The 12573-nt window shown below is 33.2% G+C and carries 14 protein-coding genes; 11 read left to right on the top strand and 3 right to left on the bottom strand.

The window, feature by feature from the left end; genetic code table 11:
- Positions 1-151: 151 nt before the first annotated feature.
- The 5 genes from KA893_RS04320 (at position 152) to mdh (ending at position 4050) form a co-directional block, all read left to right on the top strand.
- Positions 152-1078, top strand: coding sequence for a CobW family GTP-binding protein (locus tag KA893_RS04320; protein WP_037538987.1), 927 nt, complete (start codon positions 152-154; stop codon positions 1076-1078).
- Positions 1079-1111: 33 nt separating this feature from the next.
- Complete coding sequence (locus tag KA893_RS04315) at positions 1112-2020, top strand: aldo/keto reductase (RefSeq protein ID WP_037538985.1); 909 nt, start codon at positions 1112-1114, stop codon at positions 2018-2020.
- Between the two features lie 25 nt (positions 2021-2045).
- Positions 2046-2348, top strand: coding sequence for a hypothetical protein (locus KA893_RS04310; protein WP_037538982.1), 303 nt, complete (start codon positions 2046-2048; stop codon positions 2346-2348).
- Positions 2349-2400: 52 nt separating this feature from the next.
- Positions 2401-3012, top strand: a complete 612-nt coding sequence (locus tag KA893_RS04305; protein ID WP_002483969.1) for a DedA family protein — start codon at positions 2401-2403, stop codon at positions 3010-3012.
- A 99-nt stretch (positions 3013-3111) separates the two neighbouring features.
- Positions 3112-4050 (top strand): malate dehydrogenase, encoded by a 939-nt coding sequence (mdh, locus tag KA893_RS04300; protein WP_194375965.1) that lies wholly within the window; start codon positions 3112-3114, stop codon positions 4048-4050.
- A gap of 320 nt (positions 4051-4370) precedes the next feature.
- On the opposite strand, the gene KA893_RS13915 is transcribed toward mdh, so the two are convergent.
- The 3 genes from KA893_RS13915 to KA893_RS04290 form a co-directional block, all read right to left on the bottom strand.
- A complete protein-coding gene (locus KA893_RS13915) occupies positions 4371-4646 on the bottom strand; it encodes a hypothetical protein (RefSeq protein WP_011303679.1) in 276 nt (91 codons plus the stop codon).
- Entirely contained in the window at positions 4643-5260 is a 618-nt protein-coding gene (locus KA893_RS04295) for a DUF1361 domain-containing protein (RefSeq protein ID WP_002483967.1), read from the bottom strand. The genes KA893_RS13915 and KA893_RS04295 overlap by 4 nt, the downstream gene beginning before the upstream one ends.
- A 645-nt stretch (positions 5261-5905) precedes the next feature.
- Positions 5906-6325, bottom strand: coding sequence for a PPC domain-containing DNA-binding protein (locus KA893_RS04290; protein ID WP_011303677.1), 420 nt, complete (start codon positions 6323-6325; stop codon positions 5906-5908).
- 197 nt (positions 6326-6522) lie between these two features.
- On the opposite strand from KA893_RS04290, the gene norA reads away from it, so the two are divergent.
- The 6 genes from norA to pfkB all read left to right on the top strand — a co-directional run bounded on the left by norA (position 6523) and on the right by pfkB (position 12573).
- Positions 6523-7683: a multidrug efflux MFS transporter NorA gene (gene norA / locus KA893_RS04285; RefSeq protein ID WP_011303676.1), complete on the top strand. Its 1161-nt coding sequence runs from the start codon at positions 6523-6525 to the stop codon at positions 7681-7683.
- Positions 7684-8004: 321 nt separating this feature from the next.
- On the top strand, positions 8005-8745 hold the full coding sequence (locus KA893_RS04280; protein WP_210125599.1) for a hypothetical protein: 741 nt from the start codon (positions 8005-8007) through the stop codon (positions 8743-8745).
- 369 nt (positions 8746-9114) lie between these two features.
- A complete protein-coding gene (gene galU / locus KA893_RS04275) occupies positions 9115-9984 on the top strand; it encodes a UTP--glucose-1-phosphate uridylyltransferase GalU (RefSeq protein ID WP_011303674.1) in 870 nt (289 codons plus the stop codon).
- 81 nt (positions 9985-10065) lie between these two features.
- On the top strand, positions 10066-10545 hold the full coding sequence (gene ybaK, locus KA893_RS04270) for a Cys-tRNA(Pro) deacylase (protein ID WP_194375963.1): 480 nt from the start codon (positions 10066-10068) through the stop codon (positions 10543-10545).
- Positions 10546-10894: 349 nt separating this feature from the next.
- Entirely contained in the window at positions 10895-11653 is a 759-nt protein-coding gene (locus KA893_RS04265) for a DeoR/GlpR family DNA-binding transcription regulator (protein ID WP_002483961.1), read from the top strand.
- Positions 11650-12573, top strand: a complete 924-nt coding sequence (gene pfkB, locus KA893_RS04260; RefSeq protein WP_041079727.1) for a 1-phosphofructokinase — start codon at positions 11650-11652, stop codon at positions 12571-12573. Before KA893_RS04265 ends, pfkB begins: the two co-directional genes overlap by 4 nt.

Genomic DNA, 12573 nt, shown 5'->3' with positions numbered 1-12573 from the left:
CACTTCTTCAATCATACTTTTGCACTGTGCCATGCTAAAATAAAGTGTGTATAAAGTTTAGAAGATATCTAATATTTTATCAAGTAAAATTTAATTATATGTATAAATTAAATTTTACACAAACATTTGTGTTTAAGAAATGAGTGATTTTATGAAAAATATTAAACAACCTAACACGCCTATTACAATTGTAACAGGTTTTTTAGGTAGTGGGAAAACAACTTTCCTTAGCAATTATGTGAAATATTTATTAAGAAAAAATGAAAACCCAAGTATCATCGTAAATGAATACGGCAATTTAGATGTAGATAGCGCTGCATTAAGCGACGATGTTGAAGTCGCATCGGTATTAAATGGTTGCGTCTGTTGTGACTTGCAACAAGATTTAATAAAACAATTAAAACATTTTCTTAACAAAAGTGCAATGCACCATATTATAATTGAGGCGACGGGTATTGCACATCCGATAGAAATTATTGCGGCATGCCAAGATCCTGAAATTGTCGCTAATGTCCAAACACCTATGGTAATAGGATTATTAGACGCACCAAGATTTTTGACCAGAACCCAATATACCCATAGTACAACACAATTGATGGAAGAACAATTAGAAGTAAGTCATGCAATTGTAGTCAATAAAATGGATTTATTAAAAAGTGATGCGTATGATGATCTTAAAGCTATTGATAAAATTAATTCAGAAGCGCCCAAATTTTATACAACTTATGCAGATATGCACATGGATGCTTTTGATACGATTACAAATACATCATTGCCAACTAAAGAAAGCCATATGCATCATCATGGTATAAATAGTGTACAATACCATTTTTCTGGGCCGATTGATCGTCAATTATTTTATCAATTTATTTTACGGCTCCCAGATAATGTTCTAAGATTAAAGGGATATGTTAAATTTCGTGATATGCCTCATGAAACTTATGAATTTCAATATGCATTTGGTCTCCCAGATTATCAAATTATTGATGATGAAATGCCATTAACGATTGTGATGATTGGTGAACAGATTGATGAAAATCAAATACACAACAAATTAGACATGTTACAGTTCACTTAATTATCTAATAAAATAAAAGGTGTTGGTTTTTAAATGGATAAAGTAAAAATAAATCAGTATGTCTCGTTTTCAAAAGTGATACAAGGGTTTTGGAGAGCACAAGATTGGCAGTGGACACCACAACAATTGAATCGTTATTTAAATGAGTTAGTAGAGCGCGGGGTCACAACGATGGACCATGCCGATATTTACGGTAATTATACATGCGAAGGTATTTTTGGTGAGGCTTTAAAATTATCACCTCAATTACGAGATGAAATTGAGATTGTGACGAAATGTGGTATCGTACTACCATCAAGCCCTGAACAAGACATTCAGGGACACAGATATGATCATAGTAAAACACATATTCAAAAAGCGGTAGACCGTTCATTACAACAATTAAATGTTGATTATTTAGATAGTTTGCTTATCCATCGACCATCACCGTTGATGGATCCCCATGAAGTAACAGAAGCTTTAAAGGCTTTAGTAAGCGAGGGGAAAGTGAGATCGTTTGGTGTCTCGAATTTTAATAAATCGCAATATGATTTGTTAAGTAAATGCCTTGTGTGTGACAAATTACACATTACAATAAATCAATTAGAAGTGTCACCGTACACATTAGATGCAATTGACAATGGTGTCATTAATCATATGTATAAAGATGATGTTAAAATTATGTCATGGAGCCCTATGGCTGGTGGCAAGCTCTTTGATCTAGCTGATGAAAAGGCTGCAAGAATTATGGCAATTGTTTCACCATTAGCACAGAAATATAATGTGACAACGAATGGCATCATCATGGCTTGGTTAGATAAACATCCTGCCGCAATCATGCCAGTGTTGGGTACGCATAAGATAGAACGGATTGATGACGCAATCGCTGGACTTGAGGTAACATTAACAGACCAAGAATGGTTTGATATTTATACGGCTTCATTAGGCCACGATATCCCTTAATTTAATTTTAAAAGGAGTGTAAATAATGAATACTCAGAACGAACAACACCATAGAAAAGAACTCAAGTTTCAAAAACGCTTTATTACTTTTCCATTTTTAGGATTTGCTTTGATTATTGCTATATTGAACATCGTTTTTCCTGACATTACTGTGATGGTAACTTTATTTGGTTTGTTTTTCCTTTATAATGCTGCGATTTTATTCGTTGTTTTTATTCATCATTTTAAACGGATAATGATTTTATCATTAATATTAACTATACTTTCCTTAGTATTATTTGGACTTACATTTTATTTATATGGTTTGACTAACCATTTTTTTAACTAGTCACGAGTAAATGACTTATAGAGCAAGCGTGATTATAACGAGGAGGTAATGCATGGAACAGTGGATTACACACTTTATGGAACAATATGGTTATTGGGGTATTGCTTTTTTAATTTTTCTAGAAAATGTCTTTCCGCCTATACCGTCTGAAATTATTTTAACTTTTGGTGGTTTTATGACTACTAAATCTGATTTAAGTTTTATTGGTGTGACCATTACGTCTACAATTGGTTCAGTTGTCGGTGCAATCGTCTTATACGGAATAGGAGCTTGGATTGGTGAACGTAATTTATATCGTTTTGTTAATCGATATGGAAAGTTTCTTCGTGTAAAAACGAAGGATATTGATAGAACAATACAGTGGTTTGATAAATATGGTTATTGGACTATTTTCTTTTGTCGTTTCGTGCCTTTGTTGAGAAGTTTAATCTCTATACCTGCTGGTTTAACAAGAATGAATCTACCATTATTTATGCTATTTACAACGATAGGAACATTAATATGGAATATTGTTTTAATTTATTTAGGTCAAGCAGTCGGCGGTAATTGGCATGCAATTGTGTATTATATGGATATTTATTCTCGCATTATATATATTGTACTGATTATCCTCGCCATTTTCATTATATGGAAATGGTTTAAGCGCCAACGCAAACATAAGTAAAGATGATAACTTAAGTTTATGAATTGCAATCATTGTTTAAAATGAATGCGTGTTATAATTTAATTGAGATATAAATTGCTTGATTAAGGGGATGTTTTTATGACCAAAAAGAAAATTTCCATAATAGGTGCTGGTAACACAGGAGCTACATTAGCATTTATTGTTGCGCAGCATGAGTTAGCTGATGTAGTGCTCATTGATCGACCAGATAACGAAGGACAAGTGAAGGGTAAGGCGCTAGATATATTCGAAAGCAGTCCGGTATATGGTTTTGATGCGAAAGTGACGGGTTCCGTGAATTACGCTGATACAGCCGATTCAGATATTGTTGTGATAACTGCAGGAAGTCCTCGTAAACCAGGTATGAGTAGAGATGACTTAGTACAAATTAATGAAAAAGTGATGTTCGATGTTACGAAGGAAATTGTAAAGTATTCACCGGATTGCAAAATTATCGTACTTACTAATCCAGTAGATGCGATGACCTATTCTGTGTTAAAAGCGTCAGGTTTTCCGAAAGAACGCGTGATTGGACAGTCTGGTGTATTAGATACTGCACGATATCAATCCTTTATTGCAGAAGCTTTAAATGTGTCAATAAAAGATATTAGAGGGCTTGTATTAGGCGGCCACGGTGATACAATGGTACCTTTAGTAAATTCAACCAATGTCAATGGTGTGCCTTTACATCAATTGTTGAATCATACGCAAATAGAGCAAATTGTAGAACGTACAAGAAAGGGTGGCGCTGAAATTGTTGCTTTGCTTGGCAATGGTTCTGCATATTATGCCCCTGCGTCTGCAGTTTTTGAAATGATTGAAGCAATTCTAAAGGATCAACATCGTTTATTACCAAGTATCGCATTGTTAGAAGGAGAATATGGATTCTCTGATATTTGTTTAGGTGTACCAACTGTTTTAAGTGAAAAAGGTATCGAAAATATTGTTGAATTAGCACTTTCAGACAATGAACAGGCACAATTGCGCATCTCTGCAGACTCTGTAGAAGAAGTGAAACAAGCTTTGAAAAATCAATGATAAATAGATGAGATACTTTAAAATAGAAGTATTTAGACAGCAGTTAAGTAGTAGCAAATGTAGTATTTTACAGCATCAATTGAGTCTTTTATTGAGAATAAGATTTATTATCTAAGTCATATAAATAACTCCCGTTAAAGTTGACATTGAAAAATGAAAACTTAGACGGGAGTTTTTTTATATCAGTATTTTTAACTAGCACCTAAAAGTAGGCGAAATATCTATTTATATCTCAGACACGTATACTTAATCCTTAGCACATGTAATATTAGAACTGATGATACAATTCATTAACTGTTTACTATGTAAACGATAAATGATTACATTCTAAAGATACAAATGTATAGCGCAACATATTCGAAGAAAGTGAGTATATACATGTATTTTAGTCTGATCTTAACATGGATGGGTATATTCCACTTAGGGAAGCGACGCTCGTAATAAAATAATTGTAGGTAAAACAAACCGATTCCTAAGGGAAGGCACATCAAGATAATGCTGTGCGTATATGAGAATCCTACATCATGTAATAGATGACCAATGATTAGCTGCAATAAAATGAGTATAATAATTAAAATAATAATATTGAAAGTCATTTTGCACTACGCACTCCTTTCGCAAATGCATATATGATAATTTGCAATGCTACAAGTAATAAAATGAAGCACAAAGTATCAAATTTCAGGCTTGCCGCAACTTCATTAAAAATACGGAGTGGTTCATTAATAAGATAAACGGAATGTAAACGCAAGAAGCGACCGATGTAAATACCGAGTCCATTAAGGAACATCATTGCTACGATGATGAGTCGATTTAACCACATACGGTGTGTAAATTGCTCAATTTCTAAAAACATTAAAATTAATAGATACAGTGCGAGTAATACGGCTGCAACTAAAAATGCGAAATAGGCCCATTCAGTGATTAATAAACCCTGATAAAAATTAAATCTAAATTGATTTAAATGGATTAAGTCTGTAACCATATATAATGTATTAGGAACCATAAATACAAAAATAAGTGCAAATATAATAAAGAGCGGCCATTCGTATTTATAAATAGGTTTAAATAAATTCAAGAGTAAGCATAGTTCAAATGGCACATATGCTAGAAATAAATTTAATGTCATAAACGGAAAATAATGATTAAAAAATATTGAAATAATGATTAGAATAAAGAACACAGTTCTAGCAATATATCGAGCCGACATCAATACACCTACTTTCTTTTTAGTATGTCGTTGCTGATGAATGTATTAGTTTAAATGCTTATTATATACAATAATAAATATATCTCTACCTTAAATCGCATAACTTAAGAGAGGTGTTAGTTCAATTTGTTGAAATACAAGACTACATGATACATTTTTTGAAAATAAAATTCAACGAAAAGTACAAGTTGGATTCATAAAGATAAAATGTATAATTAAATAGTTGGAGAATGAATTCATATAAATTAATTAAACACCATAACATAGCAACTTATGACACGGTTGGATTAAAGCAGTAACGGTTAAATGCTAAATCATGTTTAAATCATATCCCAAATCATCATATTATATATTATAAAAGTAAAGTAAATTTTAATATTAACAAGATCTAAGTCAATAGAGGAGCATATTGCGTATTTTCTGAATTTACACTTTTAAGTGAATTTATGTAAAATAAATGGAAATACAGTTTATAAAAATACGTGTAGTTCAGACAACTACTCCTTAATGGATAAAAGAGTCTGAGACAGCTATTTATGTCTCAGACTCAAATTAAGCATAATGAATAGTTGCGTATAGCACTTACATTCTTATTGGGTTGCATAGTTAGTGAATGATTTAAAAATAAAGGTAAACACATTTTATTTATAAATCTAACAGATTCAAACCAATGGTTTCATTGTGTTTACGATTGATGTCTAGGTTAGTCATTGTAATGATAATTTCAGCAGTTGCAGATACAACGGCTTTTGTTAAATGACCACTAAGTGTTTCATATTGATTGGTTCCAAATGTTGCGTGTAAATGTGCAAAGGGCTGTTCATCAATATGAGAAATGTTGCCCATTAAACCGATTAATTCTAATGGTTCATCAATTAATTTCTTCTCATATGTTTGTGTTTCTAGATTATAAAAGTTGAGCTCTGCGCTTGAACAAGCGCCAATACCACTGACTGTGCCAAACTTACCATTTTGTTCTCTAGCAATATCTGTTACAGCTTCTACAATATCTTCACCCTGTTCCAATACTAAAACAATCGTTTTGCCGTCTACTTGATAAATCATAAGAAACCTCCGTTCTGAAAATGGATTACAACACTATTATACAAGTTCTTATTAAGAGTTTGTATAATAGTGTTTATAGTAAATATTTTTTATTGTCATTTGCTATAGAACTGTTATAGAATGTTGTAATATTAAGGTTTTATCAATGTTATAAATAGCCAGCAATTTATATATTAAAAAAGAATGGAGTGAGAAACGTGAATAAGCAATTTATTATATTATATTTTAATATTTTTCTTGTCTTTTTAGGTATTGGTTTAGTTGTTCCGGTATTACCGGTTTATTTGAAAGACTTAGGCTTAAAAGGTAGTGACTTAGGTATACTCGTTGCTGTCTTTGCTTTAGCACAAATGATCATTTCACCATTTGGTGGTACGCTGGCAGATAAATTAGGTAAAAAACTGATTATTTGTATAGGTTTGGGTCTTTTTGCTATTTCAGAATTCTTATTCGCTGCAAGTCATACGTTCTCACTTTTAATCGTTTCTAGAATACTAGGTGGATTTAGTGCTGGTATGGTTATGCCGGGGGTAACAGGAATGATTGCTGATATTTCTGTAGGTAGAGATAAAGCGAAAAATTTCGGCTATATGTCAGCAATTATTAATTCGGGATTCATTTTAGGACCAGGGATGGGTGGATTTCTAGCAGAATTTTCACATAGATTACCGTTTTATGTGGCTGGTTTTAGTGGATGTGTGGCATTAATCTTATCGATTGCATTAATCAAAAATCCAAAGAACAGTACGCAAGATGGTTTCACTCAATATCAACCAGAATTACTATCAAAAATTAATTGGAAAGTATTTCTGACACCGATTATCTTGACGCTTGTACTCGCGTTTGGCCTATCTGCTTTTGAAACGCTATTCCCATTATACACAGCAGATAAAGCACACTATTCACCATTAGATATTTCATTCGCGATTACTGGTGGTGGGATAGCCGGCGCAATATTCCAAGTGTTTTTCTTTGATAAATTCATGAAACATTTCAAAGAGTTAACATTTATCACTTATGCATTACTTTATTCTGCTATCATTTTATTGGCACTGACATTTGTTCATAGCTATTGGTCAATTATGATTATTAGTTTCATCGTGTTTATCGGATTCGATATGATCCGACCAGCGATTACAAACTATTTTTCTAATATTGCTGGAAATCGACAAGGTTTCGCAGGTGGGCTGAATTCTACATTTACCAGTATGGGCAACTTTATCGGGCCTCTTGTAGCAGGCACATTATATGATATCAATTTCGAATTTCCCTTATATATGTCAGTATTAGTAATGGTATTAGGTATGTTCGTTATATTTATAGAAAAAATGATTAGATCACGCTTCAGTAATATTTAAATTTTAAACAAGAACAAGTTGAATATGCAGATGTACCCTTCAGAGTTGACGTTAAAAAGTGGAAACTGTGAAGGGTTTATTTATGTAAAAAGGGGATAGTGAATGACTGTTTTCAGAAATAAATCATTTAAGTGTTTATGTCATAAGGCTAATACTAAAAACTGAAAACGAATATGACACTTGTATTAAATAAGCTAGACTTACGTAATATTCATGTAACAAAGATTACATTTGTTTTAAATTGTGTTCTATTTAAGTGTTTATAGAATAATCTGTGCTAACATGATAAGAAATGTAATAAATGTAAGTAAGGGGATGAACTTGAAAAATTTAATGTTAACGATTATGGCGTTCCTTCTTGCTTGCTGTTTAGGTTTTCTTCTTTTTATAGCTACAAACCAACAAGCGTTTGCAAAAGTACATGAAACGATTTCTAGTATTTCAGTTGGAGAACAAAATGCTGTAGCTAAGGACAAAGCAAAACAAAAAGATAAGAATTCAATTAAGGCAGCGATGAAAGAAGAAAAAAATGAAGCGCCATATAATGCAACAAACTACCAACCTATTGCCAAATTAACGACGCACGATTTAAAAGAGAACGAAACGGGACAAGCGAACTTACCGCAATTTTCTAAAGCACTAAATAAAGCACAGACGCTTGTGAATCATGACAATCATAAATCTAATCCATATAACGATTATGGTATCGATAGCACTTGCCAAGGTGTATATTATTATATTTTTACATTTAAAAATGAAGCAAAACCAAATACGTATTACAGAGTAACTGTAAGTGAAGACAATCAAGCGAGTATATTTGATAAATCGTATGTAGTGAATGACAATCAATCACCGTTACATTGGAGTATCTCTCCTCAAGAATCTGAAGTGATTGCACAAAAGCATGCTGTAGATAAGCTAGGAGAAAATGTCGTTTTGAAAAAGGTTAAAGAATCTAAGGACGGCATGTACTATACTTTTCATGAATATAAAACACAAAGAGATTATAAAGTTGTTGTTAGTAAATCCGGGGATGTTATACAGCAACCTTCATTAAATTAGATATAGAAGTCTGGGACAAATATAGATGTCTCAGGCTTTTTTCATTTAGGCAGTAGATGACTGAATTGAAAATGTAAAGTCCTACTTCTTTAAAGAACTACTTATTTAATTTATGAAAATTAGTAGTTCTTATGCATGTGCTTTAGCTCAAGTAAACCATTACCCTAGTCACCCTTGTCTTGTTTACATAAGTAGGACTACGAATTCTCAATTAAAAAATTTGTTTTCTGTCTCACTTCCTTCTATATTAGGGAAATCAGTATAAAGACACTCATATCAATGTTATGATGATAGTAATGAATAAAAAATAAATTGAATAGTTTATTTTCTGTAGTAGTCATAAATATTAATAGGAAAAGGATGAGCGTTTTGAGAAAAATAAAGAAAGCAATCATACCAGCTGCTGGATTGGGTACACGTTTTTTACCAGCTACGAAAGCGATGCCCAAAGAGATGTTGCCTATTTTAGATAAACCTACGATTCAATACATAGTAGAAGAAGCGGCACGAGCAGGCATCGAAGATATTATTATAGTGACAGGTAAACACAAACGTGCTATTGAAGATCATTTTGATAATCAAAAGGAATTAGAAATGATTCTTCAGGAAAAAGGTAAAACAGATTTATTAGAAAAAGTTAAATATTCTACAGAACTTGCAAACATTTTTTATGTTCGACAAAAAGAACAAAAAGGACTAGGTCATGCAATATATTCGGCAAGACAATTTATTGGTGATGAACCATTTGCTGTCTTATTAGGTGATGACATCGTTGAATCAGATAATCCAGCTATTAAGCAACTGATTGAAGCTTATGAAGAAACGGGGAAATCTGTCATCGGTGTTCAAGAGGTGGATGAAGCACAAACACATCGTTATGGTATTATTGATCCACTACAAAAGTTTGGTAGAAAATATGAAGTGAATGAATTTGTAGAAAAACCAAAACAAGGCACTGCGCCTTCTAATTTAGCTATTATGGGGCGTTATGTTCTAACGCCTGATATTTTTGATTACTTAGCTACGCAAGGCGAGGGTGCAGGCGGAGAAATTCAACTCACTGATGCCATAGAACGCTTGAACAGAGCAGATCAAGTCTATGCATATGATTTTGAGGGTGACCGTTATGATGTTGGTGAAAAATTAGGTTTTGTAAAAACGACGATAGAGTACGCTTTAAAAGATGAATCAATGCATGATGAGTTAGTTGAGTTTATAAAAAAACTGAAGCTAAATTAAATGACGATGAATTTAAAAAAGTATTAGCTAAAAAGTTTAATGTAATGACGTCTTTTTAAAAGTCATATGGAGTGATTGATAATGAAGCAAAAGAAAACCAATGCAATGAGAATGCTTGACCGAAGTAAAATACCGTATGAAGTTAATACTTATGAAGTTTCAGAAATACATATGGATGGTGAAAGTGTAGCTGAAAAGGTAGGCGTGGATCCCGGTCTTGTATATAAAACTCTTGTACTTGAGAATACAAATCACGCTCATTTTGTGTTTGTTATTCCAGTTCGCGAATCTTTAGATATGAAAGCGGCAGCGCACGCGGTGGGAGAGAAGAAACTGCATTTAATGCCACTTGATGATTTTAAAAAAATTACTGGATATATCAGGGGTGGTTGCTCACCTATTGGTATGAAACGCGCATTTCCAACGATAATAGATCAACAAGCAATGGACATCGATACCCTTTATGTAAGTGGTGGTGAACGGGGCACACAGATTAAAATAGATGTTAGAGACTTAATTAATGTGACGAAGGCAAAGATTGTCGAAGTCATACATAAATAAAAGCATGTAATAACAAAGCGGCAGACAGGAATCTGATTATATAGATTGCTGTCTGTCATTTTTTTGTATATAAGTATTTAAGATAACTCAATTTGCAACCACATGATGAACTACAAACGAGTATTAGATTTTAGATGAATAAATAACGTGTTTGTTCATATTATACAAACGATAAAAGATTAAGTTTGTGATGATAAAATTTAACGTAGCGCTTTATTTACAAATAACTAAAAATGACAATTAATAGAACTTTTAAGGTTGTATATGACTGTTTTTGATTGTTTTTGACGAAAAATGATTGAAAAAAGAAAGCGTAAACATTATAATGACATTGAGATGAGGTGAAGCGATGATAACGGAAAAACGCCATGAACTAATTTTGACTGAATTGTCAAAACAAGATTTTTTAACGTTACAAGAATTAATTGAACGCACAGGTTATAGTGCTTCAACAATTCGGCGTGATTTATCAAAATTGCAGAAATTCGGGAAACTCAAAAGAGTACATGGAGGTGCAACGCTAAATCAATCATCTGCATTAGAACCTAACTTGGCGGATAAAAGAAGTACCAATTTAAGGGAGAAACAAGAAATTGGTAGGCTGGCAGCAAGTCAAATTGAAAATCGAGATTGTGTGTTTTTAGATGCCGGTTCAACAACATTGGAAATGATTCCTTATATCAAAGCGAGTGACATTATTGTTGTTACAAACGGCCTAACACATGTTGAAGAACTATTAAAACATGGCATCAGAACACTGATTATAGGTGGGGAAGTCAAATCTACCACATTTGCAACCGTTGGTGCGAGCGCTTTAGAAACATTGCGTCGTTATCGATTTGATAAAGTGTTTTTAGGAATGAATGGTATTGATTTGAAATATGGTTTGACGACACCAGATGAACAAGAAGCAATTATAAAGCATCATGCCATGCAATTAGGCACACAAGTTTATGTATTGATAGACCACGATAAATACGAAAAAGTTTATTTTGCACATGTACCTTTAGAAGAAGGGATTTCAATCATTACTTCCAAAAAGGCACAATCACTTAAACAATTTCATCTGTTTGCTGGTCAATATAATTTTATTGGAGGCACATTATGATTTATACGGTAACTTTTAACCCTTCTATTGACTACATTATGTTCGCAAATGATTTTGAACTTAATGGATTAAATCGCGCCACGGAAACATATAAATTTGCAGGCGGTAAAGGCATTAATGTATCAAGAGTGCTTAAAACACTTGATGTATCATCAACGGCACTTGGATTTGCGGGTGGTTTTCCTGGTCAATTTATCGCAGAAACATTAGCTAAATCAGATATAGTTACGAACTTTGTACAAGTTAATGAAGATACAAGAATTAATGTTAAATTAAAAACTGGGAAAGAAACAGAAATTAATGCACCTGGACCGCAAATAACAGATGAACAGTTCGAAACATTGTTAACACAAATTAAAAAAACCACAAAAGAGGATACGGTTATAGTTGCTGGGAGCATTCCGAAAAGTGTACCGAATGATGCATATGAACAAATTGCTCAAATCACTAATGCAACGGGAGCCAAACTAGTGGTTGATGCAGAAAAAGATTTAGTTGAATCGGTATTGGGGTATCATCCTTTATTTATTAAACCGAATAAAGACGAGTTAGAAGTGATGTTTAATACTACGATTGAGACTGATCAAGATGTAATCAAGTATGCGACTGAAATATTAACAAGGGGTGCGCAATCGGTCATTATCTCGTTAGGCGGTGAAGGCGCAGTTTATGTCGATGCACAACAGAGCTTTAAAGCCATTGTGCCTAACGGTCACGTAGTTAATACAGTAGGATCAGGAGATAGTACGGTTGCTGGTATGGTTGCCGGTCTTGAGGCTGGATTGCCAATTAAAGAAGCATTTAAACAAGCAGTGTCTGCTGGAACCGCTACAGCATTTAACGAGGATTTGGCTACAGCAACTGCGATTGAAGATATTAAAAAGCAAGTCGTTATTACGACATTAGGTGGGAGGGAGTAA

Source organism: Staphylococcus sp. GDY8P126P (assembly GCF_017891965.1).
Lineage (GTDB): Bacteria > Bacillota > Bacilli > Staphylococcales > Staphylococcaceae > Staphylococcus > Staphylococcus saprophyticus.
This window is presented reverse-complemented; position numbering and strand designations above follow the sequence as displayed.